This is a genomic window from Streptomyces sp. NPDC057287 (assembly GCF_042667905.1).
In the GTDB taxonomy this organism is placed as follows: domain Bacteria; phylum Actinomycetota; class Actinomycetes; order Streptomycetales; family Streptomycetaceae; genus Streptomyces.
This window is the reverse complement of the sequence record NZ_JBHUYV010000019.1, coordinates 94,949-119,122: the sequence shown is the minus strand read 5'-3', so window position 1 is coordinate 119,122 and position 24,174 is coordinate 94,949. Positions and strand designations below refer to the sequence as shown.

Here is a 24,174-nt window from a genome sequence, read left to right as displayed (position 1 = left end):
CCCCTTCCGCGTTCCCGGATCAGCCGTTCGCCGACGCCGTCCAGTCACGGGCCCGCAGCGGCATCCCGGACGGGCCGCCCTCCCGCGGACGCACCGCGAGGATCTGGTTGACGCCGATCTTGTTGTGCTCGAAGGAGAGCGCGGAGGCGGCCATGTAGAGCCGCCACACCCTGGCCCGCCCGGGCGAGGTGGCCCGTACGGCCTCTTTCCAGTGCGCCTCCAGATTGGCCACCCACCGGCGCAGGGTCAGTGCGTAGTGCTCGCGGATCGCCTCGACGTCCCGGGTCTCGAACCCGGCTTCCTCCAGGGTGGCGACGGTGCGGCCCACCGGGGCGAGTTCGCCGTCGGGGAAGACGTAGGCGTCGATGAACTCGTCGACGTGGTACGCCGACTCGTCCCTCTCCGGGCGGCGGGCGATCTGGTGGTTGAGCAGCCGGCCACCCGGCCGGAGCAGTGCGTAGAGGTCGTCGGCGTACTCGCGGAAGCGGACCGAGCCGACGTGCTCGGCCATGCCGATCGAGGAGATGGCGTCGTACGGGCCGTCCCTGACGTCACGGTAGTCCTGGACCCGGATCTCGATCCGGTCGGTGAGGCCCTCCTCGGCGATGCGCTTGCGGGCGAAGGCGGCCTGTTCGGCGGAGAGGGTCACCCCGGTGACCCGTACGCCGTACTCACGGGCGGCGTGGATGGCCATGGAGCCCCACCCGCAGCCGACGTCCAGGAGGCGGTCGCCCTCGGCGAGGGCGAGCTTGCGGCAGACGAGGTCGAGCTTGTCGCGCTGGGCTTCCTCCAGGGTGGCGCCGTCCTGCCAGTAGGCGCAGGAGTACACCATGGACGGGCCGAGGACCATGGCGTAGAAGTCGTTGCCCACGTCGTAGTGGTGGCTGATCGCTTCCTTGTCGCGGCGCCTGGTGTGCAGCGGGCCGGTGCGCCGGCGGATCTCCTCGGCGGGCGGGGGCGGCGGCGGCCACGGCCCGGCCAGCTCGACGAGGCCTCGGGCGAAGGCCCGCACCTTCGGGTCCCGGACGGGGTGGACGGTGTCCTTCGCGTCGGCACCGCGTTCCCAGAGCAGCGAGGCCACCGCGTCCAGGGCCGCGTACAGATCACCGTCGACGTCGATCTCGCCGGCCACCCAGGCGCGGGCGAGCCCCAGCTCGCCCGGCTTCCAGAGCAGCCGGCGAAGGGCCCGGCGGTGGCGCAGCACGAGGGTGGGGGCACCCGGCGGCCCGGATTCGCTGCCGTCCCAGGCCCGGATCCGGACCGGCAGGGGTTCTCCCAGCAACTCTTCGGCGAGAGCGGTCAGCCGCGATGCGGCGTCGGCCATGGTGCGCACCTCCGTGGTGGTGTTTCCGAACGTGCCTGAATTTCGCACATACGCACCTGAACCGGGCCGCGACACCTCGGGCCTCGGCGAGGTACACCAGGGTCAACGCCGCCCGGGAGCCGCGCCATCCCGCCCGCGGGCAACGGAACGGCAAAATACTTGCAGCGACCATCCAGTTGGGGCCGTCCGGGAACGCCGAAGGGGCCGTCCGCACCACGGATGGCGGACGACCCCTTCGGTGACGTACTGCGGCTAGGAGGCCTTGGCCTTCTCGCCGGCCTTGCTCTTGTCGCTGTCGGCCTTGGCCGCGACCGGAGCGGGGCTCGGCTTGGCGGCCTCGTAGAACTCCTCGCGCGGAGTCTCCATGGCGCCGAGCGAGACGACCTCGCGCTTCAGGAACATCGCCAGCGTCCAGTCGGCGAAGATCCGGATCTTGCGGTTCCAGGTCGGCATGGCCATGCCGTGGTAGCCGCGGTGCATGTACCAGGCGAGACGGCCCTTGACCTTGATCTTCACCTTGCCCATGACGATCATCGCGACGCCCTTGTGCAGGCCCAGTCCGGCGACCGCACCCTTGTTGGCGTGGCTGTACTCCTTCTGCGGGAAGCCCCGCATGCCGGAGATCACGTTGTCACCGAGGACCTTGGCCTGACGCAGCGCGTGCTGGGCGTTCGGCGGGCACCAGGCGTTCGGGTTGCCCGCGCGGCGGCCGACCATGTCCGGGACCTGGGCGTTGTCGCCCGCGGCCCAGATGTAGTCGGTGCCCTGCACCTGGAGCTTCTCGGAGGTGTCCACGTGACCGCGGGGGCCGAGCGGCAGGCCGAAGCGGGCCAGCGCCGGGTTCGGCTTCACGCCGGCCGTCCACACGATCGTGCTGGAGTCGACCTCGAGGCCGTTCTTCAGCACCACGTGGCCGTCGACGCAGGAGTCCATGGACGTCGAGAGGTAGACCTCGACACCGCGGCTCTCCAGGTGCTCCTTGCCGTACGCGCCCAGCTTCGGGCCGACCTCGGGAAGGATCTTGTCCGCGGCGTCGACCAGGATGAAGCGCATGTCCTCGCGCTTCACGCTCGTGTAGTACTTCGACGCGTCGCGGGCCATGTCCTCGACCTCGCCGATGGTCTCCGCACCGGCGAAGCCGCCGCCCACGAACACGAACGTCAGCGCCTTGCGGCGGACGTCCTCGTCGGTCGTCGAGTCGGCCTTGTCCAGCTGCTCGAGGACGTGGTTGCGCAGACCGATGGACTCCTCGATGCCCTTCATGCCGATGCCCTGCTCGGCGAGGCCGGGGATCGGGAAGGTACGGGAGACCGCGCCCATCGCGATGACCAGGTAGTCGAAGGGCAGCTCGTAGGCCTCGCCGACGAGCGGCGCGACCGTGGCGACCTTGCGGTCCTGATCGATGGTCGTGACACGGCCGGTGAGAACCTCTGCCTTGGGCAGCACGCGTCGCAGCGGGACGACGACATGCCGAGGCGAGATGCTGCCGGCAGCAGCTTCGGGGAGGAAGGGCTGGTACGTCATGTACGAGCGCGGGTCGACGACCGTGACGGTCGCCTCTCCATACCGCATCTTCTTCAGAATGCGACGAGCTGCGTACAGGCCTACGTACCCACCGCCTACAACGAGGATCCTGGGACGCTCCGTGGTGCTCATGCCATCGAGTATCCACCCCCCTCGGGGGGCATGCTCGTGAGCCCCTTCACAAGGTATGCGCGCCCCTCTGCTACACTCCGCCGCCCACGTGACCCAGGTCATGGTGCGGGAGGGGAACCACACCGCCCCGGCGAACGTTGTTCACCACTTGTGAGCTGGCCCTTGAGCCCTCGGCCCGGATGAACCACCTGCCCGGGACACGTCTCCGCCACACCCCCGAAACGCCCCCGCATCACACCCGCGCGGAGCCGTGGGGCGCCCACACGGCCCCCCGGAGGAAGAACTTCGCCCGGAGGAGCCGAATTCCTTGTGAAGAAGTTCACGAAGTTTCTCGCGGCGCCTCGCGAAAGACCCCTCCGGACGGGTCCGGAGGGGTCTCGTCGAGCTCAAAGGTGCAGGCCGGAATGCGTATGAGCAGCATCTCACCGCACCTGCGCGCGCCCTGTGATCAGGCGGCGGACCAGGCGATCCCGTCGAGGATGTCGTGCTCGCTGACCACGACCTCCACGGCTCCGCTCCGCTCCATCACCGCGAGCAGGACCAGCGCGCCCGCGGCGATCACGTCGACCCGGCCCGGGTGCATCGCGGGGATCGCCGCGCGCTCCTCGTGCGTCGAGGCCAGCAGCCGCCCGGTGATCTCCCTGACCCGCTCCAGGGAGACCCGGGAGTGGTGGATCGCCTCGGAGTCGTACTCGTCGAGCCCGAGCGCGATGGCGGCGACGGTGGTGACCGTCCCGGCCAGGCCGACGAGCGTCGCCGCCGACGAGAGCGGCACGGTCTCCTCGGCCAGATCCAGCGCGGAGCCGATGTCCGCGCGGATCGCGGCGATCCGGTCGGGGGTGGGCGGGTCCACGACGGCCCCGTCCGACGTGAGATGACGCTCCGTCATGCGTACGCAGCCGATGTCCACGGACCGGGCGGCGCGGACACGGTCGTCCCCGACGACGAACTCCGTGGAGCCGCCCCCGATGTCCACCACCAGATACGGCTTCTCCAGGTGGTCGCCGCCGACCAGTTCCTTGGTCGCGCCGTCGAACGAGAGCTGCGCCTCCTGGTCGCCCGTGACGACCTCGGGCTCGACGCCCAGGATGTCCAGGACGCCTCGGACGAACGTGGCACTGTTCTCCGCGTCGCGGGACGCGGACGTGGCGACGAACCGGATCCGGTCGGCGCCCAGCTCCTTGATCACCGCCGCGTACTCGCGGCAGGCGTCGAAGGTCCGATCGAGCGCCTCGGGGGCCAGCCGGCCGGTCCGGTCGACACCCTGGCCGAGCCGGACGATCCTCATCCGGCGGTCCAGCTCGGTGAAGTCCCCGGTGGCGGGGTCCACGTCCGCGACGAGCAGGCGGATGGAGTTGGTACCGCAGTCGATGGCGGCAACGCGGGTCATGGGGCTCCTGTGGTTGTACGTGTACCGCGCGGGATCAGGACGCGTCGGGTCCGGCGCCGGGGCCGCACGGCGTGACGCACGGGCCCTTGGCCCACCATTCCGGCAGCATCGCGATCGCCTCGTCGCCCAGCGGGTTCACGCCCGGGCCCGCGGCCAGCGAGTGGCCGACCAGGACGTGCAGGCACTTCACCCGGTCCGGCATGCCGCCCGCGCTCGGGAAGCCCTCCAGGACCTCGATGGCGTCGCGCCGGGCGAGGTAGTCCTCGTGCGCGGCGCGGTAGGCGGCTGCCAGCTCCGGGTCCGTCGTGAGCCGCTCGGTCATCTCCTTCATGACCCCGTTGGCCTCCAGCGTGCCGATCGCGGACGCGGCACGCGGGCAGGTCAGGTAGTACGTCGTCGGGAACGGCGTGCCGTCCTCCAGACGGGGCTGCGTCTCGACCACGTCCGGGTTGCCGCACGGGCAGTGGTGCGCGATGGCGCGCAGCCCGCGCGGCGGCCGGCCGAGCTGGAGCTCGAACGCGGCGATGTCCGCGGCGGTCGGCGTGGTGGATTCGGTCTGCGGAGGGGGCGTGTCCATGCCTGCCTTGAATGTCATCGGTCGGACTGTATGAATCGGTGCGGGCCCGGCGCGCCGCGCGTACGCGAGGTCATTCGCGGTCCGCGCTGTCGACGCCGTCCCAGAGGTTCGAGTGCCAGGGCCGACCCGTCGCCCCCGGCTCGCCCCGGCGCACCTCGGCCGCGTCCGGGTCGACCACCGTATAACCGGTCTCGCCGGGCACCACGTAGTGGAGGTGCTGGCGCGCGAGACGCCGGATGTACGCGTCGTCCTTGAGCCGCGCCTTCTCGTCGCGCAGCTCCTCGGTCCGCTGGTGGGCCTCCCGGGAGAGCCTCTCCTGGTCGGCGATCTGGTCGCGCTGGGAGACGTACTGGCGCATGGGGTACGCCAGGGCGACCACCAGCGAGCAGACGATCAGCGCGAGGAACGCGGCCCGGCCCGTGAGCCGTGAGCGGCGGGCCTGGCGGCGGCTCTGGGACCGGTAGACGCGGGCCGCCGTCTGCTCCCCCAGCAGTCGCAGCCTGGTCGCGGTGGAGAACCGGTCGCGGTCCTTCCCGGCCATGTCTCACGCCTCCCCGTTACGCACGTCCGTCCCCGCACACGGTACGGGACCGAATGCGGGGACGGACGGAGGCTGGTGCTCCGGACTCGGGCTGTCAGCCGTCGAAGCGGAACCGCGGGAACGCCGAACGGCCGGCGTACACCGCGGCGTCGTCGAGGATCTCCTCGATGCGCAGCAGCTGGTTGTACTTGGCGACGCGGTCCGAGCGGGCCGGGGCGCCGGTCTTGATCTGGCCACAGTTCACGGCGACGGCGAGGTCGGCGATGGTGACGTCCTCGGTCTCGCCGGAACGGTGCGACATCATGCACTTGAAGCCGTTGCGCTGCGCCAGCTCGACGGCGTCCAGGGTCTCGGTCAGCGAACCGATCTGGTTGACCTTGACGAGCAGGGCGTTGGCCGAGCCCTCCTCGATGCCGCGGGCGAGGCGCTCGGGGTTGGTGACGAACAGGTCGTCACCGACGATCTGCACCTTGGCGCCGAGCTTGTCGGTGATGACCTTCCAGCCCGCCCAGTCGTCCTCGTACAGCGGGTCCTCGATGGAGACCAGCGGGTACGCGGAGACGAGCTCCTCGTAGTACTCGGTCATCTCGGCGGCAGAGCGGGACTTGCCCTCGAACTCGTAGACGCCGTCCTTGTAGAACTCGGACGCGGCGACGTCGAGCGCGAGCCCGATGTCACGGCCGGGGACGTAACCGGCCTCCTTGATGGCCTCGAGGATGAGGTCGAGGGCGGCACGGTTGGACTCGAGGTTGGGGGCGAAGCCGCCCTCGTCACCGAGACCGGTGGACAGGCCCTTGGTCTTCAGGACCTTCTTCAGGGTGTGGTAGATCTCCGCGCCCCAGCGAAGGGCTTCGGAGAAGGACTCGGCGCCGATCGGCGCGATCATGAACTCCTGGATGTCCACGTTGGAGTCGGCGTGCGAGCCGCCGTTCAGGATGTTCATCATCGGAACGGGCAGCAGGTGCGCGTTCGGGCCGCCGAGGTAGCGGAACAGCGGGAGGTCGGAGGCCTCGGACGCGGCGTGCGCCACGGCCAGCGAGACACCGAGGATGGCGTTGGCGCCGAGGGAGCCCTTGTTCTCGGTCGCGTCCAGGTCGAACATCGCCTGGTCGATGAGGCGCTGCTCGGTGGCGTCGTAACCGACGAGCTCCGGGCCGATCTGCTCGATCACGGCGAGGACGGCCTTCTCGACGCCCTTGCCCTGGTAGCGGTTGGGGTCACCGTCGCGAAGCTCAATGGCCTCGAACGCACCGGTGGAGGCGCCGGACGGAACAGCAGCACGTCCCGTGCTGCCGTCGTCGAGGCCAACCTCGACCTCGACCGTGGGGTTGCCCCGGGAGTCGAGGATTTCCCTGGCTACGACGACGTCGATGGACGGCACGAGGCATCTCCTTCTGGGATCTGACACTGGTTGTGCAGGGTCACTGTGGCCTTGCGCCACGAGCCTAACCGGCCCGGCCCGCTCCGTCGGCCGTCCGCCCGTCCCCTGGGACGAAAAAGGACCCAAGGGCCTGCATTCCGGGCAAAGGTCCAGAATTCTACTGGTGGGTAACCACAACAGTTGAACGCTCACCCCGACGGCGGGCCCGCACCGGCACCCGTTCGGCAGGTGCCGGACACGACCGCGGCCCGGCGCGCGGGGGGTCTGCGCGCCGGGCCGGGCCGCCGGGGCAGGAGGGGGACCCCGGACCGCTTCCGACTACTTCAGGTGGAGCTGCTGACCCGGGAAGATCATGTCGGCGTCGTCGACGATGTCGTCGTTCAGCTTGAACAGCTTCGCCCAGCCGCCCTTGACCTTCTTCGCGTCGGCGATCTTGCTGAGGGTGTCGCCGGCCTTCACCTTGTACTCGCCGTCACCCTTCTCGACCTTCTTGCCGGTCGGGGTGGTGACGGTCTTCTCGGGGGCCGTGCGCTTCTCGCTGCGCGTGGTGGGCTGCTCGGCCTTGCGCTCCGGCTGGGCCTTCGTCTCGGCCTTGTCGGCGCTCTGGCCGGAGCCGGTGTCGACACCCGGGTCCACACCGTCGTTCGTCAGCCCGCCGGCACCGGCACAGGACCAGGCGCCCGGACCCTGGAGGTCCAGGAGCTTCTCGGCGGCGGCTATCTGCTGGCCCTTGGTGGCCAGGTCGGCACGGGCGGCGTACTGCGTGCCGCCCGCGGCTGCCCAGCTGGAGGCCGAGAACTGCAGGCCGCCGTAGTAGCCGTTACCGGTGTTGATGGACCAGTTGCCACCGGACTCGCACTGGGCGACGGCGTCCCAGGTGTCGACGGAGGCGGCGGAGGCACCGGTCGCGCCCATGAGCGGCACGGCGACGGCAGCACCGGTGACACCGGCCAGGGTCGCGATACGGACGGCCTTGGACGGGCGACGGTGCTTGCCCTTGCTGGAAAGCAGCATGGTTCTCCTCACCGACGCCTACGAGGTGAGCTGTCGGGTTCGGGCCTGTGAGTTGCCCGGTGACCCGCTCCCGCGGACCACTTCACCCCTAGCCGTTCCCCCGCCCGTCGTCCGACGGCCGGGTTCCGGCACTTACCTGGGTCCCCCGCTCCTGCCTACGGCGCTTTACGCGTCGTTCCCCCCGACCGACGGCAGGATTCGGCGTGACGGTCGAAGGTGCCCGCGGTGCGAGCGGCTCCGACCGTAAACACACGCAACCCCCACATTCAAAGATGGACATAACGGCTAATCAGCGCGTAACGGTCCGGCCTTGGGGGCCGTTTTCGCAGGTCGGAGCCAATATGGACGGACCGGACGGACGGGGCACGGCAGTTGACGCAAAGAGACCCATGTCTCACTTACGCATAAGTGGACATAGGCCTCTTAACTGCCCCTGTTTTCGGGGTGTTTTCCCGCTTTTGATCAGTTGACGGCGGCGTCCTCCGCCTGGGTGTCCTGCGCGTCCGTCCCGAGGCCGAGGCCGAGGTCCAGGTCCTGGCCCGGAAGGATCAGGTCCGGGTCGGAGCCCAGCTCGTCCTTGTTGGCCTCGTAGAGCGCGGTCCAGCCGCCGCGAAGCTCCTGCGCGTCGGCGATCGCCCAGAGGTTGTCGCCCTCGCGGACGGTGTACGTCCCCTCGCCGCCCTGCCGCGCGCCGGCGTCGCCCCGCGAGGCGTGGCGGCCGGACTCGCGCCCGTCACCGGCGCCCGTCTCCGTGCCGGCCTCGGGGGCCGGGGTGCCGCGGTGCTTCCCGTTCTTCGCCCCGTCGTCCTTCGAGGTGCCGGACGACCCGGAGGCCTCGGGGGACGGCGTGGCGGACGGCGACGTGCCGGCCTCGCCGGTCCCGCCGGTCCTGTCCGCGGTGTCGTCGGAGGCGTTCCCCTTCGCCTCGCCCTTCGCGCCCGAGCCGTCCTTCTCGTCGGCGTCGTCCGCCGGGTCCGTCGCTTCGGACGAGGGGGTCTCGGACGGGGTCGCGGTGTCCGAGGGCTCGGCGGACGGCTCGCCGCCCGGGTCGACTCCCGGCAGCGTCCCGTCCAGGGCGAGGCCGGAGATCACCGCGCAGCTGGGCCACGCCTGCGGGCCCTTGTCGTCCAGGACCTTCTCCGCGACCGCTATCTGCTGCGAGCGGCTCGCCAGGTCGGCGCGGGACGCGTACGACGTGCCGCCGTAGGCCGACCACGTGTCCTGCGAGAACTGCAGGCCGCCGTAGTAGCCGTTGCCGAGGTCGGCACTCCACATGCCGCCGCTCTCGCATTCGGCGACCCTGTCCCAGGTCGTCGCGTCGGCGGCCTGCGCGCCGCCCGCACCGAGCAGCGGAATGGCGATGGCCGATCCGGTGACGCCTGCGGCGACGACGATGGCGGGTGCCTGACGAGGGCGACGGTGTCTGCCGTTCGCGGAGCCCATGGGATTGCCTTCCGTGTGACTGACATGTGACGGGTGAGTCGAGGGGTGAACCTAGCCCTACTCGAACGTGTGTCACAAGTCGATGCAGCGGAGATCACGTGAAAGTCACAGAGTTGACAGGCTGTCACTTTTTTCGGCTGGGCGCCCGGCTCCGAACTCCACAGGAAGCGTGCGCAGTCCACGCATGATGAGCCCGCCCCTCCATCGCAAATCGGCAGGATCTGCGGCAAGCCGCAGGTCGGGAAGGCGGCGCAGCAGCGTCGCCAGCGCCACCTGCCCCTCCAGACGGGCCAGCGGCGCCCCCAGGCAGTAGTGGATGCCGTGCCCGTATCCGAGGTGCTGATTGTCACTGCGCGCGAGGTCCAGGGTGTCCGCATCCTGGAACCGCTCCGGATCGCGGTCGGCGGCCGCCAGCACCACGAGGACGGGGTCCCCCGTCGCGATGTCCTGCCCTCCCAGCGTCACGGGCTCGGTGGCGTAGCGCCATGTCGCGAGCTCCACCGGCCCGTCGTAGCGCAGCAGCTCCTCCAGGCCCGTGGCGAGCAGGTCCGTCTCCCCCGCGGCCAGCGAGCGCTCCAGGCGTGCGCGCTGGACCGGGTCGCGCAGCAGGGCGTAGGTGCCGTTGCCGATGAGGTTGACTGTGGTCTCGAAACCGGCGAAGAGCAGGATGAACGCCATCGCCGCGGCCTCGTTCTCGCTGAGGTGCTCGCCGTGGTCGCTGGCCCGGATCAGCCCGGAGATCAGGTCGTCGCCGGGGTTCTCCCGCTTGCGGTGGATGAGCTCGGCGAGATAGCCGCGCATCTTCTTGACCGACCTGGCCACCCCGCCGCGCGGCCCGCCGCCGTGCCGGATCATCATGCCCGCCCAGTCACGGAAGTCGTCCTGGTCCTCGCGGGGCACGCCCAGCAGGTCGCAGATCGCGTAGATGGGGAGGGGGAAGGCGAAGTCGTGGATGAGGTCCGCCTTCCCCTCCTCCACGAACGAGTCGATGAGGCGGTCCGTCAGCTCCTGCACGCGCGGGGCGAACTCGGCGACCCGGCGCGGGGTGAACGCCTTGGACACGAGCCGGCGCAGCCGGGTGTGGTCCGGCGGGTCGATGTTCAGCAGGTGCGTCATCAGCTCCGCCTTGCGCTCCCCCGGGATGCCCGTCCTGCCCTTGGCGGTCGCCGACCCGGAGTGGTGCGCCGGGTTCTTGGAGAGCCGGGTGTCGGCGAGGGCCTGCCTGGCATCCGCGTACCGGGTCACCAGCCAGGCCTCGACGCCGCTGGGCAGCGCCGTGCGGTGCACGGGGCTGTGCTCCCGGAGCCAGGCGTAGGCGGGGTACGGGTCGGTGGCGAACTCCCAGGTGAAGAGTTCGGGCGCTGCGTCGGGCGCGGAGGCCGTATCGGGGCTGTCGTTCACTCCTCGACGCTATCCGGCGTGGAGCCGAGCCCCTCGGCCGCCCGGACGGCGTCCCGGTAGGTGCGGGCGGCGGCCCGCAGGGCGGCCTCCGGGTCGGTGCCGTCCTGCTCGGCCCGCACGGCGAGGGCGAGCAGCCGGTGGCCGACGCCGTCGCCCTCGGGGAGTTCCACGTCGAGCCCGGCGGTGCGGACCCTGCTGCCGAGCTTGGCGGCGAGTGCCAGGCCGGGCTGTCCGAGCGGCACCCCGTCGGTGACGGACTCCCGCTGCTTCTCGATCGCCTTCGTACGCAGCCAGTGCGCGCGGACGTCCTCCGGGGTCTCGGCGGTCGCGTCGCCGAACACGTGCGGATGACGGTGGATCAGCTTCTCGACGATCGTGGCCGCGACGTCGTCGATGCCGAACGGCTCCTCCTGGTCCTCCTGCGCGATGCGCGCGTGGAAGACCACCTGGAGCAGTACGTCGCCGAGCTCCTCGCGCAGTTCCTCGCGGTCTCCGTCCTCGATGGCCTCGACGAGTTCGTACGCCTCCTCGATGGCGTACTTCGCGAGACCCTCGTGCGTCTTCTGCGAGGTCCACGGACATGCGAGGCGGATCCGGTCCATGACCTGCACCAGATCCAGGAGGCGCGCGCCGGGCAGGTCGTACGAACCGGGCAGCAGCTCCAGGTCGGGCATCTGCACCCGGCCGGAACCGCCGAGGCGGGCCAGGCCGTCGGTGAGGCGCTGGTCGCCCTCCCCTCCCACCAGGACCACCACGGTCCGGCCGCCGGCGCAGTCGTCCACGAGCTCCGCGGCCGAGGGCGCGGTGTGCTCCACGGCGACCCCTGCCTCCCGCAGGTACGGCAGCTGGGGGTGGTCCTGCCCGGCGCACAGCACCCGGTCGGCGGCCCGCAGCGTCTGCCAGGCGGGCCAGGACAGCAGACCGGGGGCCACCCGGTGGCTGGCGGTGAGCAGGACGATACGGCCGGGGTCTTCAGCGTTCACGCCCCGAACCTACCTCCGGGGTCAGGCGCCCGCCTCGGGGTCCTGCCCCTGGAAGGTGGTGACCTGGGTGATCCACGGGGCCTTGTACGTGCTGAGCTGGACCTTCTTGTCGTCCCAACTGCCGTAGCGCGGGTTGACGTCGATGTGCAGTGCCTTCGACGCCTCGGTGAGCGCCTTCCCCACCGTCTGCTGGCCGGCCGGGGACTGGAGGTCCGCGCCGAGCGCCTGAGCGAGCTTCGGCAGCTGGACCTCCTGGCGCAGGTCCTCGTCGATCTGGCCGGGTGCGACCCAGCGCTGCTCCAGCATGACCGTCCGCAGCCCCTTGTCACCCCCGGACTGTTGGGCGGCCGCCGCGCGGATCTGCTGGATCTCCTTGCGGCTGACGCTCACCCCGGCGTCCTTCGCCGCCCGGTCGAGGACCCGCCCGAAGATCAGGCTGTGCAGCTTGGCGCGGTTCAGCTGCCCGGACTTCTTGACCAGCTCCTCGGACTGCCCCGACGTCTGCTGGGCGCTGCGCACGTCCGACGCCCGCTGCTGGACCGTGGCCACGTCGATCCTGTCGCCGCCGACCACGGCCGCGGCGCCGGGGTGGGCCTCACTTCCGCAGGCGGTCAGGAGCGGCGCCGCGACGAGCGTTGCGGCGGAAAGGGCGAGCGCGGTGCGACGACGGCGGTGCAAAGGAGCCTCCCGGGGAGAGTTTGTGCATCAGTGCACAAAGCCTTGCGGTGATCGATGTTAGGCAGTGGACGTGATTCGGGCCACTGCTTCGACCAACGATTTCCGGACCGGTCAGTGTGGGGTCGCGGACGAAATCCCGTCCTGCTCACCCTTTTCGGCCGTCCTGCGTCTCACCTCGAACCGCGTACGTCCTGGTGGTGGGTCAGTTGCCGGCGGAGCTCCGTGGGGAGTGCGTGGTGGGGCCCGTAGGTGCGCTCCGTGTCGTACAGGAGGGCCTGCAACTGGGCGCGTCCCGCCGTGTGGTCGCCCACCCCGAGCAGGAGGTGGCCGATGCGGTGGCGGATGTCGAACGCCCGGCCGGGGCCGGAGGAGGTGACGTAGCCGTTCTCGTAGAAGGGGAGAACGGCTCGGTACTCGGCGAGCGCGGCGGCCGCCTCGCCGAGCTGCTCCAGGCACTGGGCGGCGTCGTAGCGGTACTGCAGGGTCTGCGGGTCGGCCGGACCCGCTTCCGCGGCACGGTCGTCGGCGAGGCGGCGGAGCTCGGGGAGGGCTCGGCGGTACTGGCCGTCGTCCATCAGCGTCGCCGCGTACTGCTTGCGCAGGATCCGCACGACCGGAGAGTGCTCGCCGTGCTCGGCGGCGGCCGCCGGCAGGATCCCGCCGAGGATGTCGACGGCCTGGGTGATGCGGCCCTCGCCGAGCAGCCGCTTCACGTCGTCGACGGCCTGCGCCACGTCGGGCCGGGAAGGCGGCTCCTGAGGCGCGGCGGGGACCGGCGGGGCGGGTACGGGCACTGGGGCGGCCGCCCGGTCGGGCCAGGGCGCGTGCGGGCGGAGGAAGGGGCGGGTCGGGTCGAGCGGCCCGGACGGCGCGCCGCCGGCGGGCAGGAGGGGACGCAGGGACTCGTAGACCTCCTGGGCGGAGGCGGGGCGGTGCTGCGGGTCCTTGGAGAGCAGCCGCAGGACGAGCACTTCGAGCGCCTCGGGGACCTCGGGCCTGAGATGGCGGACCGGGAGGGGCGGCTCGTAGAGGTGGCGGTGCAGGACGCCCAGGGCCGTCGAACCGGCGAAGGGGACGTCGCCGCTGAGGAGTTCGTGAAGGAGCACGCCGAGGGCGTACAGGTCGGTGTACGGGCCCACGGCCCCGCCCATCGCCTGCTCGGGGGCCATGTAGGCCGGGGAGCCGATCGGTGAGCCCGTGTGCGTCAGACGGGTCGTGTCGGTGTCCATGACGGAGGCGATGCCCAGGTCGAGCACGGTGACGGTGCCGTCGGGCTTGACCATGGCGTTGCGGGGCTTGAGGTCCCGGTGGACGATCGGCACGGCGTGCACGGCGGAGAGCACCGCGCACAGCTGGGCGGCCACGGCCACGGCCCAGGGCCACGGGTAGGGGTCGTGCTCCGCGAGGTGGTCGGCGAGGTCGGCGCCCTCGACGTACTGCATGACGAGGTAGAGGTCCTCGCCGTCGCTCCCCGCGTCGTGGACGGTGACCAGGCCCGGGTGGTCGACCTGCGCGGTGACCCGGCACTCGCGGACGAACCGGCGGCGCAGGTCGTCGGCGGCCTCGCTGCCGGAGGGCCCCGCGACCCGGTCGGGGCGCAGGAGCTTCACCGCGACCCTGCGGTCGAGGCGCTGGTCGTACGCCGTCCAGACCTGCCCCATGCCGCCCTGGCCGAGAATGGTCGCCAGCTCGTAACGCCCGGCGATCACACGCCCGTTCACCGGCCGTCACTCTCCTTGCGGAGGTAGTCGCTCAGCTCGTCGAGCTCGGCGCGCACCTGGTCGAGGCGCTGGGGCGCGGCGGCCCGCGGCGCGTCGGACGGCGGCGCGGGGACGGGACCCTGCCCGGGCGCGGGCGGGTAGCCGTAGGAGGGGGCGGGAGTCGCGGTCGGGGCGGGAGCGGTCCCCGGCGACGCGTACCCGCCGGGCGAGGGCGTCGCCGGGGCGCCGTACGGACCGGCGTAGGGGGCCGCGTAGGGGCCTGCCCCCGGGCCTGCCTGCGGGCCCCCTCGCGCGGCTCCGTACGGGCCGAAGTGCCGTATCTCCGTGTACAGGTAGTAGGTGACCGTCCCGGCGAAGACGACCAGCATCCACGACAGGGTGATGACCGCCTGTCCGTCCGTCATCACCTCTTCCTCCTCCGGCAGCGAGCCGAGATAGGCGATGAGCCCGATGTTCAGGGCCAGTACGAGGCCGAACAGCCACCAGTCGCGCGCCTTGCGGGTGACGATCGCCAGGCGCAGCATGGCCGCCCAGGCGAGGAGTCCGCAGCTCAGCAGGGCGAGCGCCACGAAGACCACGCGCAGCGCGACCAGCGCGGACGAGGACGGACGACGCGTCGGCCGCTGCTGCTCCGGCGGATAGCCGTAGCCGTGCATGTGCTGCTCCCGGAGGGCGTGGATCGGACGTGTGCAGTGAGCGTATACACCGACACGGACAACCGGTCCCGGGTTGTGCACAACCGTTGTGCTTCACGTCACTCCGGGGCGACGGTGCCGTCCGTGAGCCCGTCGTACATCCCTCGCACCAGCTGTCCGCCGAGCCGCCCCGCCGCGCGCAGGGCCTCCTCGAACGCGGCGAGGGCGCTGAACTGCTCGCCGTACCTCCGCTGTTCGGACAGGGGCAGGCGCGGCACCTGGAGGCGGCGGGCGTCGAGCCGCGTGGCGGTGGAGGCGTAGCTGCTGGCCTGCCGGTTGTTGGCGGTGCCGCGCAGGAACCCGGCGAGGAACCAGGGATCGAGAGCGGCCGGATCGGGGCGCAGCAGCTGGAGGTTGCGTCCGAGCACGGCGCCCGCGGTGGCGTCGTCAACGACCCTGGCCACCGAACCGCCGCCCAGGACGGGCACGATGACGTCGCCCGGCTCCAGGAGGAGCGGTTCGCCGTCCGTGGACGCGGTGGGCGGGAGGGGCGTGCCGCTGGGTGCCGCTCCGGCGAGGACGTCGTGTTCGGTGAGTACCGGTCCGGTGCCCGCGCCGTTGCCGGTGCGCAGGTGCAGGGCGCCCGCGCGGGCCAGTTCGCCGACCGTGGTGAAGGGGCGCCTGGCGGGTTCGCCGGAGAGGGCGGGCGGCGGGATGAGCCGGGCGGTCAGCTTCAGGGTGTCGTCCAGCCGCTCCCGCACACGGACCAGCTCGGCCGCGCCGCCGCCGGCGGCCGGAGGCGGCAGGTGTCGGGCGGGGGCCAGGTCCACGTCGTCGTCGAGGAGTTCGATGACGGGGACGGCCCGGCTGGTCCCGGGGCGTTCCTCCACGGGCTCGCGGCGTCCCGGCGCGTCGAAGGGGACCCAGGCGTCGAGCACCGCGCGCCGTACCGCCGGCCAGTCCAGCCGGTCGCGGCCGGAGGGGGCCCCGGCGGCTTCGGGCTCCGCGGTGTCGACGAGGAGCAGTTCGGGCGCCGGGGGCTGCTCGGCGCCCGGCCTGCGCAGCACCCAGATGTGGAGCGGGATGCCGTACGGGGGTGCGGCGCCGGCCGGGAGCGCGACGACGGCGCGGAGCGCGCCGCGGCGGAGCAGGTCGGCACGGATCCGGCGGCCCGAGCGGCGGGAGGCGGCGGCCGGGGGCATCAGCACGACGGCGGTGCCGCCCTCGCGGAGGTGGGCGAGGGCGTGCTGGACCCAGGCGAGCTCGGATTCGGTGCGGGCGGGGAAGCCGTACTCCCAGCGCGGGTCGTAGGCCAGTTCGTCGTGGCCCCAGTTGCGCTCGTTGAACGGGGGATGACAGAGCACCGCGTCCGCGGTGAGCTCGGGGAACGCGTCGGCGCGCAGGGTGTCCCCGGTCCGGACGGCGAGTGCGGGCCGGCCGGTTCCGCTCCCCGTCGGGTGCAGCGCGAGACGGAGGGCGGTGAGTGCCGCCAGGTCGGGGTCGGCCTCCTGCGCGTACAGGGCCGTGGGGCTGCCGACGGCGCACAGCAGGGCGCCGGTTCCGGCGGCGGGGTCGAGGACCGTGCGTGAGCTCCGCCTGCCGCTCTTGCGGGCGGCGTCCCTCACCGGTTCCGCGAGGTCGGCCATCAGCTCGGCGAGGCCGGGGGGCGTGAGCGTGTACTGACGCGGATTGGCGTCCAGCTGGCGGCCGAAGAGGAAGTCGAAGGCCTGCCGGGCACCGGTGTCCGCCGCCAGTTCGGCTGCGGCGCGCAGGAGTGGGACGGACGGCAGGAGCGCGGACGCCGTGGGGGTGGGGACCGCCCTCCCCGGGCCGAAGCAGTCGTCGAGCACATGGTCGAGAGCCGCAGGCAGGACGCCGGCCATCCGGCTGTCCGACACCGCGGTGATCTCCAGCCAGGCGGTGGGCCTGTCCCGGACGAGCAGGAGGGCGCACCCCGCGTGGATCAGTGCGGTGACGGTGCCGTCGGGGTGGCCCGCCAGCTGCTGCCAGACCCGCTCCCGCAGCGGCACCTCGGCGAGCTTGCCCTGGTCACGCAGCCACTGCTCGACCTCGGGAAGGGCGAAGGAAGGGCTGGCCTCGGTGCCCCCGACAGGTTTCGGGAAGTCGGCGTGCCTGCGGCGCCAGTTGCTGACGGCGGCGCGGCCCACTCCCGCGAGCCTTGCGATACCGGCCGCGGTCACCTCTGTCGAGTCATCCGGCACTGGCCTGTCTCCCGTTCCGCGCACGTCGGTGTCGCCTGCTGTGTGTGGGTGAGCATACCGACGCCGCCCAACAATCGGTTCACACTGATTGTTCTGTTGACTCGGTTCACAGTCGGTGCTCTTATTGACCCACCGCACACCGGCCCAGCGGATTCTCCCGCTCACAGCCTTCGTCGTCACCGGAAGGGCACAGCCATGTCCCAGTACACGCAGCCGCATCAGCCTCAGCAGCCGTACACCCCGGCACAGTCGCCGGGCACGCGTCCCGCCCGCAACGGCCTCGGCATCGCCGCCCTCGTCCTCGGCATCGTCGGGACGGTCTCGGGGCTGGTGCCGTTCTTCTTCTGGCTCGCGGGGATCCTCGGCCTCATCGCCCTGATCCTGGGCCTGGCCGGGCGGGGCCGCGCCAAGCGCGGGGAGGCCACGAACAAGGGCGTGACGACGTTCGGAGCGGTGCTCGGACTGGTCGCGCTGATCCTCTCGGTGGTCGGAGCCGTCCTGACCTTCAAGGCCGTGGACGACGTGGTGACCGACATCAACGAGGCGGTGGCGGACAGTTCGGCCTCCGCGAAGCCGGCCGCCGGGGGCGGCGGAGCGGCAGGCGGCACCGAGGGCAAGGACGACGTCCTGAGAGGGGGCGACTCGGCCGCCTACGACGACGGCCTGGAGATCACGGTCGACGCCCCGGCCCCGTACACCGCCGGCGAGTTCGCGATCGGCCACACCAAGGGCAACAGCGCCTACACCGTGTCGGTCGTCATCGAGAACAAGGGCAAGGAGAAGTTCGACGCCGCACTCGTCACCGTCGACGCCCGCGCCGGCGAGGACGGTGTGAACGCCGAGCAGATCTACGACGACAAGACCGGCGAGGGCTTCACCGGCACGGTCCTGCCGGGCAAGAAGATCACGGCGAAGTACGCCTTCGACGCACCGGCGGACGCCAAGAACCTCACGGTCGAGGTCGCCCCGGGCTTCGAGTGGGACGCGAGCCAGTGGGAGCTGAAGCTCTGACGCCCGGACGCACCGCGGACGCGCGAACCAGCCCGCGCCCGCGGTGAACCCGGGATCCGCCGCCGGCCCAGGGGCCGGCCGGTCGGCCGCACCGGCCTCAACGCGTCGGCGCGTCCGTCGGGTTGCCGCCCGCGAGGAGCTTCTGCTGGGGGCAGCTGTTCAGCACCTCGGTCATGGCGTCCTGTTCCGCCCGGGTCACCCACAGCCCGTACTTCTTCTTCACCGAGACCTGCCCCGCGACATAGGCACAGCGGTAGCCCTTGTTGGGAGGCAGCCAGGTCGCGGTGTCCCCGTCGCCCTTGCGGCGGTTGGTGGACGAGTCGGCGGCCACCAGGTTCAGCGGGTCGTTGGCGAACGCCCGCCGCTTGCCGTCGCTCCACTGCTGGGCGCCCTTCTGCCAGGCGTCGGACAGGGCGACGAGATGGTCTATGTCGACCTTGCTGCGTCCGCGTTCGAACGAGATGCGGGTCCCGGTGTAAGGGTCCGGGTCCAGCACACCGCTGAGGACCTTGCAGCCGTCGGCGTCCCGGGAGACGTCGTCGAGCTGGTCGGCCAGGATGTCGTCGCGGGTGCCGCACCCGTTGCGGTCGGTGTCGGCCCAGGCGGACCCGAACTCGTCACGGTCGTACCCGGTCTTCGGCGCCCGGCCCTTGACGGCGAGGCCCTCGGCCGCCTGGAGCGCGCTGCCACCGGGGGCCGGCGCCGCTTCCGACCGCGCGGGGTCGGGCAGTTCGTCGAGGGAGTCGCACCCGGTCAGGACCAGGGAACCCGTCAGGGCCACGGTCACGAGGGCGAGGAGGCGGTTCCGGGGGTTCGCTGCGTCAGAAGGGTTCACAGCGAACCAGGTTAGGCGCCGGGCCGCGATCGCGGCACAGGGCGGGCCCCCCGGCCCACCCGCACCCGCACCCGCACCCGCGGGCCGGCAACCCGCCCGCCCCACCCCCACACACCCATGCCGGCCCACTCCCCCGTCCTCCACACCCACGCGCGCGAGCCCGGCCGTCTCACACCTTCCCGATCCCCAGCGTCGTCTCGGACGGCAGCAGCCCCGAGCCGATCGCCTCCACCCACAGCGGCCCGAGCAGCTCCACGAGCCGTTCCCGCTCGTCGGGGCCGAGCGCCGTCCAGGGTCCCGACGCCTCCTCGTCCGTGCGCCGTTCCACCTCGGCCCGCAGCGCCCGCCCGGCCTCCGTGGCCGTCCCGTCCGCCCCCACCAGCCCCCGGCCGGCAAGGCGCCCGCGCGCCGCGTCCCACTCGGCCGGACTCCACCCCCGGCTCGCGAAGACCTCCGGCCGGGCGGCACCGACGGCCGCGAAGGACACCAGCGACTCCACCGGGTCGAGCCCGGCCGCGGCCAGCGCCACCACGTGGCCGTCCCCGCGGTGCTCCCGCAGGATCGTGGCGGCCTGCCAGAGCACGAGGTGGGGGGCCTCGGGCCGGCGGAGGGCGGCGTTGGCCGCCGCGAGCGGGCGCCCGGTGACGTCCGCCGCCTCGGCGGCCCTCCGGACCAGGGCGGCGGCCTCGGCAAGCTCCGGGCCGTCGGCCAGGTCCCCGAACAGCGTCCGGTAGGCGCGGTCGACCGCCCCCGTGCGGGCCGCGACCACCTTCTCCGGATCCGCCACGTCCCAGGCCGAGGGGACATGGCGGCCGACCATCACCGGGCTGAAGCTGTGGAAGGCGGCGGTCACCCGGTCCGCGCCGACCGCACCCAGCGGCGCCGCCCGCCACGCGAAGTAGCTGGGCCAGCGCTCCTCCGTCGCGTATCCCAGCGCCCCGGCCTCCTCGAACACCTCCGGCGCGTAGTAGAAGACGGCGTGCAGCGGCTCCAGCAGGTGCCAGATGCGACGTGCGAACCCCGGATCGACGGACATGTCCCGACCTCCCGTACGACACGATCTTTCCAGTGACTAGATACCCAGGGTCCACCGGTCCCGCGAACTTGTCAATGGCTAGATTCGGCGTACCGTTACGTCCTATGACCAGTGAGCGCACCTACCACCACGGCGACCTGCGGCGTGCCGTCCTCACCGCCGCCCTCGACGTCATCGAGGCCGACGGCCCCGACGCCCTGTCCCTCCGGGACCTGGCCCGCCGAGCGGGCGTCTCGCACGCCGCACCGGCCCACCACTTCAAGGACCGCACCGGGCTGCTCACCGCCGTCGCGGCCGAGGGCTACGCGCTCTTCGCCGACGCCCTCGCGGACGCACCGGACCTACGGGAGCGGGGCGTCGCCTACGTACGGTTCGCCGCCCGGCACCCGGCGCACTTCCAGGTGATGTTCCGTCCCGAGCTGTACCGGCCCGACGACGCGGCGCTGCTCACTGCGAAGGCGCGCGCCACGGAGGCGCTGCAAGCCGGCGTCGGCGACCTGCCCGACGCGGCGCGGGGCGAGGACGCCCGGCTCGCGGGCGTCGCCGCCTGGTCCCTCGCCCACGGCTTCGCCACCCTGCTGCTCAGCGGCAACCTGGAGGACCCCGTCGGCGGACGGGACCCCGGCGAGGTGTTCCGCGTCCTCGCCGGGCTCCTCTTCGACAGCCCTACGAACCCAGGATCGTCGTGAGGAACTCCCCGGTCCACGAGAGGAGTTCGCGGCCCACCACGGGCTTCCCGCCGATCCGGCCGGCGGTCGGGCGCGGCACCAGGATCTGACGCGTGGCCGGCTTGAAGATCGTCTTGGGGTGCAGCCGCTTCAGCCGCAGCTCCTGCGACTCCCGCAGCTCCACCGGCGCGAAGCGGATGTTCGGCCCCTGGAGCACGACCTCGCCCACCCCACAGGCACGGGCCAGCATCCGCAGGCCCGCCACCAGCAGGAGGTTCTCCACCGGCTCCGGCAGCTTCCCGTAGCGGTCGGTGAGCTCCTCGCGCACCGCCCTGATGTCCTCCTCCGAATTGGCGGAGGCGATCGAGCGGTAGGCCTGGAGGCGCAGCCGCTCACCCGGGGCGTAGTCGTGCGGGACGTGCGCGTCGACCGGCAGCTCGATCTTGACCTCCAGCGGCGGCTCCTCCTCGACGGAACCGTCCACGGCCGCCCGGTAGTCCGCGACCGCCTCTCCGACCATCCGGATGTAGAGGTCGAAGCCGACCCCCGCGATGTGACCGGACTGCTCGCCGCCGAGCATGTTCCCGGCGCCGCGGATCTCCAGGTCCTTCATGGCCACGTACATGCCCGCGCCCATCTCGGTGTGCTGGGCGATCGTCGCGAGGCGCTCGTGCGCGGTCTCCGTCAGCGGCTTCTCCGGCGGATAGAGGAAGTAGGAGTAGCCCCGGTCCCGGCCACGGCCGACCCGGCCGCGCAGCTGGTGCAGCTGGGAGAGGCCGAAGTTGTCGCCGCGCTCCACGATCAGCGTGTTGGCGTTGGAGATGTCGATGCCCGACTCGACGATCGTCGTCGAGACCAGCACGTCGAACCTCTTCTCCCAGAAGTCGACGACGACCTGCTCCAGCTGGCTCTCGCCCATCTGCCCGTGCGCCGTCGCGATCCGCGCCTCGGGCACGATCTCGCGCAGCCGCGCCGCGGCCCGGTCGATGGACTCGACCCGGTTGTGGATGTAGAACACCTGGCCCTCACGCAGGAGTTCACGCCGGACGGCCGCGCCGATCTGCTTCTCCTCGTACGGGCCGACGAAGGTGAGGACCGGGTGCCGCTCCTCGGGGGGCGTCGTGATCGTCGACATCTCGCGGATGCCGGTCACGGCCATCTCGAGCGTACGGGGGATGGGCGTAGCCGACATGGTGAGCACGTCCACGTTGGCGCGGAGCTTCTTCAGCTGCTCCTTGTGCTCGACACCGAAACGCTGCTCCTCGTCGACGATGACCAGGCCCAGGTCCTTGAACTTCGTCTCCGACGAGAACAGCCGGTGCGTGCCGATCACCAGGTCGACGGAACCGTCCTTGAGCCCCTCCAGCGTCGCCTTCGACTCGGTCTCCGACTGGAAGCGGCTCAGCGCCCGTACGTTGACGGGGAACTGGGCGTACCGCTCGGTGAAGGTCCCGAAGTGCTGCTGGACCAGGAGCGTCGTCGGCACCAGGACCGCGACCTGCTTGCCGTCCTGGACCGCCTTGAAGGCCGCGCGCACCGCGATCTCCGTCTTGCCGTAACCGACGTCGCCGCAGATCAGCCGGTCCATCGGGACGGACTTCTCCATGTCCTCCTTGACCTCGGCGATCGTGGACAGCTGGTCGGGCGTCTCCGCGTACGGGAAGGCGTCCTCCAGCTCGCGCTGCCACGGGGTGTCCGGGGCGAAGGCGTGACCGGGGGCGGCCATCCGCGCCGAGTACAGCTTGATCAGGTCGGCGGCGATCTCCTTGACCGCCTTCTTCGCCCGCTGCTTCGTCTTCGTCCAGTCGGCGCCGCCGAGCCGGTGCAGGGTCGGGGCCTCCCCGCCGACGTACTTGGTGACCTGCTCCAGCTGGTCGGTGGGGATGTAGAGGCGGTCGCCCGGCTGGCCGCGCTTGGCGGGGGCGTACTCGACGAGGAGGTACTCACGGGTCGCGCCCTGCACGGTGCGCTGCACCATCTCGATGTAGCGGCCCACGCCGTGCTGCTCGTGGACGATGTAGTCCCCCGCCTGCAGGGTCAGCGGGTCGACGGACTTGCGGCGCCGGGCCGGCATCCGCCCCAGGTCCTTGCTGGCGGTGCGCTGACCGGTCAGGTCCGTCTCGGTCAGCACGGCCAGCTTCAGGGCCGGGTCGACGAAGCCGTTGCCGATGGCGCCGCACGAGACGTGGACGAGCGACGGCGTGATCGCGGTCAGGTCCTGGTCGAGGCGGGCCGCGATGCCCTCGCCGCCGAGCACCTCCACGGTGCGGGAGGCGGGGCCCTGGCCCTCGGTGACGTACACCGTGCGCCAGCCGTCGGAGAGCCAGCCCTTGGTGTCGGCGAGCGCCCGGGCGGTGTCGCCGCGGTACGTCTCCGGCGCGCGCATCCCCAGCTTCAGGGTGTCGTCGTCGATCTCGTCGTCGGCGGCGAAGGGGGCCACCGACCACCACATCATGCCCAGCTCACGGGCCCGGTCCCGGACGTCGGCGATGCCCCACAGGGACGCCGCGCCGACGTCGATCGGGGCCTCGCCACCGCCCGCCGTGGCCGCCCAGGAGGCCTGGAGGAACTCCTGGCTGGTCGCGACGAGGTCGGCCGCCCGGGCCCGCACCCGCTCCGGGTCGCAGACCAGCGCCATCGAGCCCTTCGGCAGGACGTCGAGCAACAGCTCCATCTCGTCCACGAGCACCGGGGCCAGCGACTCCATGCCCTCGACCGCGATGCCCTCGGCGATCTTCCCGAGCAGCTCGCCCAGCTCGGGGTGCTCCTCCGCGAGGGCCGCCGCCCTCGACCGCACGTCCTCGGTGAGCAGCAGCTCACGGCAGGGCGGGGCCCACAGCCCGTGCTCGGCGACCTCCAGGGACCGCTGGTCGGCGATCTTGAAGTAGCGGATCTCCTCGACGTCGTCGCCCCAGAACTCCACCCGAAGGGGGTGCTCCTCGGTCGGCGGGAAGACGTCCAGGATGCCGCCGCGCACAGCGAACTCGCCGCGCTTCTCGACCAGTTCCACACGGGAGTACGCCGCTGCCGCGAGCGCGTCCACGACCTCGCCCAGATCCGCGGTCCGCCCGCTGCTCAGCGCGACGGGCTCCAGGTCGCCGAGCCCCTTGACCTGCGGCTGGAGCACGGAGCGGACCGGTGCGACGACCACGCTGACCGGACCGGTCTCCGGGTCGTCCGGCCGGGGGTGCGCGAGCCTGCGCAGCACCGCGAGGCGACGGCCCACGGTGTCCGAGCGGGGCGAGAGGCGCTCGTGGGGCAGCGTCTCCCAGGAGGGGAACTCCGCCACGGTGTCCGGGGGCAGCAGGGTCCGCAGCGCGGCCGCCAGGTCCTCGGCCTCCCGTCCGGTCGCGGTGACGGCCAGCACGGTCCGCCCGGCCTCACGGGCCAGCGCGGCCACGGCGAAGGGGCGGGCGGCGGGCGGGCCGACCAGGTCGACATGGGCCCGGTGGCCGTCGGAGGCGGCCTTCACCGCTTCGGAGAGCGCCGGGTCGGTGACGACGACATCCAGCAGACCGTGCAGGCTCATGAAGGGATTCCGTCCGGTGTGGCGAGTGGGCAACGCGAAGGGCCCGACACGTGGGACGGGCCGGGGTCTCCAGCGTACGACGCCGGTGTGTCACTCGCGCGAGGGAACGCCGTTGTCCGGACGGCTGCG

The 24,174-nt window shown here is 71.9% G+C and carries 19 protein-coding genes and 1 riboswitch; of the genes, 2 read left to right on the top strand and 17 right to left on the bottom strand.

The features are described from left to right. Positions 1–19: 19 nt before the first annotated feature. The 14 genes from ACFUNE_RS30365 to ACFUNE_RS30300 form a co-directional block, all read right to left on the bottom strand. Positions 20–1,324: a class I SAM-dependent methyltransferase gene (locus ACFUNE_RS30365; RefSeq protein ID WP_383574615.1), complete on the bottom strand. Its 1,305-nt coding sequence runs from the start codon at positions 1,322–1,324 to the stop codon at positions 20–22. Between the two features lie 252 nt (positions 1,325–1,576). Continuing rightward, positions 1,577–2,980 carry an NAD(P)/FAD-dependent oxidoreductase gene (locus tag ACFUNE_RS30360; protein WP_383574613.1) on the bottom strand — a complete coding sequence of 468 codons (1,404 nt, stop codon included), beginning with the start codon at positions 2,978–2,980 and terminating at the stop codon, positions 1,577–1,579. A 448-nt stretch (positions 2,981–3,428) separates the two neighbouring features. Beyond that, positions 3,429–4,370 (bottom strand): exopolyphosphatase, encoded by a 942-nt coding sequence (locus ACFUNE_RS30355; protein WP_383574611.1) that lies wholly within the window; start codon positions 4,368–4,370, stop codon positions 3,429–3,431. Positions 4,371–4,404: 34 nt separating this feature from the next. After that, positions 4,405–4,947, bottom strand: a complete 543-nt coding sequence (locus tag ACFUNE_RS30350; protein WP_383574706.1) for a DUF501 domain-containing protein — start codon at positions 4,945–4,947, stop codon at positions 4,405–4,407. A 70-nt stretch (positions 4,948–5,017) separates the two neighbouring features. Then, complete coding sequence (locus ACFUNE_RS30345) at positions 5,018–5,488, bottom strand: septum formation initiator family protein (protein ID WP_383574609.1); 471 nt, start codon at positions 5,486–5,488, stop codon at positions 5,018–5,020. Between the two features lie 94 nt (positions 5,489–5,582). Next, the gene (gene eno, locus ACFUNE_RS30340; protein WP_383574607.1) at positions 5,583–6,869 is read right to left on the bottom strand and encodes a phosphopyruvate hydratase; all 1,287 of its coding nucleotides are present in this window, start codon (positions 6,867–6,869) and stop codon (positions 5,583–5,585) included. 318 nt (positions 6,870–7,187) lie between these two features. Then, positions 7,188–7,883: a transglycosylase family protein gene (locus ACFUNE_RS30335; RefSeq protein WP_383574605.1), complete on the bottom strand. Its 696-nt coding sequence runs from the start codon at positions 7,881–7,883 to the stop codon at positions 7,188–7,190. Next, positions 7,884–8,024: riboswitch (cyclic di-AMP (ydaO/yuaA leader) on the bottom strand. A gap of 321 nt (positions 8,025–8,345) precedes the next feature. Further along, positions 8,346–9,326, bottom strand: coding sequence for a transglycosylase family protein (locus ACFUNE_RS30330; protein WP_383574603.1), 981 nt, complete (start codon positions 9,324–9,326; stop codon positions 8,346–8,348). Positions 9,327–9,431: 105 nt separating this feature from the next. After that, positions 9,432–10,727 carry a cytochrome P450 gene (locus tag ACFUNE_RS30325; protein ID WP_383574601.1) on the bottom strand — a complete coding sequence of 432 codons (1,296 nt, stop codon included), beginning with the start codon at positions 10,725–10,727 and terminating at the stop codon, positions 9,432–9,434. Beyond that, positions 10,724–11,710, bottom strand: coding sequence for a nucleoside triphosphate pyrophosphohydrolase (locus tag ACFUNE_RS30320; RefSeq protein ID WP_383574599.1), 987 nt, complete (start codon positions 11,708–11,710; stop codon positions 10,724–10,726). Before ACFUNE_RS30320 ends, ACFUNE_RS30325 begins: the two co-directional genes overlap by 4 nt. Before the next feature lie 21 nt (positions 11,711–11,731). Next, entirely contained in the window at positions 11,732–12,388 is a 657-nt protein-coding gene (locus ACFUNE_RS30315; protein ID WP_383574597.1) for a SurA N-terminal domain-containing protein, read from the bottom strand. Between the two features lie 170 nt (positions 12,389–12,558). Beyond that, positions 12,559–14,109 (bottom strand): serine/threonine-protein kinase, encoded by a 1,551-nt coding sequence (locus tag ACFUNE_RS30310; RefSeq protein WP_383574595.1) that lies wholly within the window; start codon positions 14,107–14,109, stop codon positions 12,559–12,561. After that, a complete protein-coding gene (locus ACFUNE_RS30305) occupies positions 14,106–14,765 on the bottom strand; it encodes a hypothetical protein (RefSeq protein WP_383574593.1) in 660 nt (219 codons plus the stop codon). Before ACFUNE_RS30305 ends, ACFUNE_RS30310 begins: the two co-directional genes overlap by 4 nt. A 98-nt stretch (positions 14,766–14,863) precedes the next feature. Next, a complete protein-coding gene (locus tag ACFUNE_RS30300) occupies positions 14,864–16,966 on the bottom strand; it encodes an N-6 DNA methylase (RefSeq protein ID WP_383574591.1) in 2,103 nt (700 codons plus the stop codon). A 195-nt stretch (positions 16,967–17,161) separates the two neighbouring features. Between ACFUNE_RS30300 and ACFUNE_RS30295 the strand changes: the two genes are divergently transcribed. Beyond that, positions 17,162–17,977, top strand: a complete 816-nt coding sequence (locus tag ACFUNE_RS30295) for a DUF4352 domain-containing protein (RefSeq protein WP_383574589.1) — start codon at positions 17,162–17,164, stop codon at positions 17,975–17,977. A gap of 97 nt (positions 17,978–18,074) precedes the next feature. Here ACFUNE_RS30295 and ACFUNE_RS30290 read toward each other — a convergent pair whose 3' ends face one another. Together ACFUNE_RS30290 and ACFUNE_RS30285 are read right to left on the bottom strand one after the other, a co-directional pair. Then, positions 18,075–18,812, bottom strand: coding sequence for an HNH endonuclease family protein (locus ACFUNE_RS30290; protein ID WP_383574587.1), 738 nt, complete (start codon positions 18,810–18,812; stop codon positions 18,075–18,077). 169 nt (positions 18,813–18,981) lie between these two features. After that, complete coding sequence (locus ACFUNE_RS30285) at positions 18,982–19,848, bottom strand: hypothetical protein (RefSeq protein ID WP_383574585.1); 867 nt, start codon at positions 19,846–19,848, stop codon at positions 18,982–18,984. A gap of 104 nt (positions 19,849–19,952) precedes the next feature. Between ACFUNE_RS30285 and ACFUNE_RS30280 the strand changes: the two genes are divergently transcribed. Continuing rightward, the gene (locus ACFUNE_RS30280; protein WP_383574583.1) at positions 19,953–20,537 is read left to right on the top strand and encodes a TetR/AcrR family transcriptional regulator; all 585 of its coding nucleotides are present in this window, start codon (positions 19,953–19,955) and stop codon (positions 20,535–20,537) included. On the opposite strand, the gene mfd is transcribed toward ACFUNE_RS30280, so the two are convergent. Next, positions 20,515–24,045, bottom strand: coding sequence for a transcription-repair coupling factor (gene mfd, locus ACFUNE_RS30275; protein WP_383574581.1), 3,531 nt, complete (start codon positions 24,043–24,045; stop codon positions 20,515–20,517). The two genes, ACFUNE_RS30280 and mfd, sit on opposite strands and share 23 nt — an antisense overlap. Between the last annotated feature and the right edge of the window lie 129 nt (positions 24,046–24,174).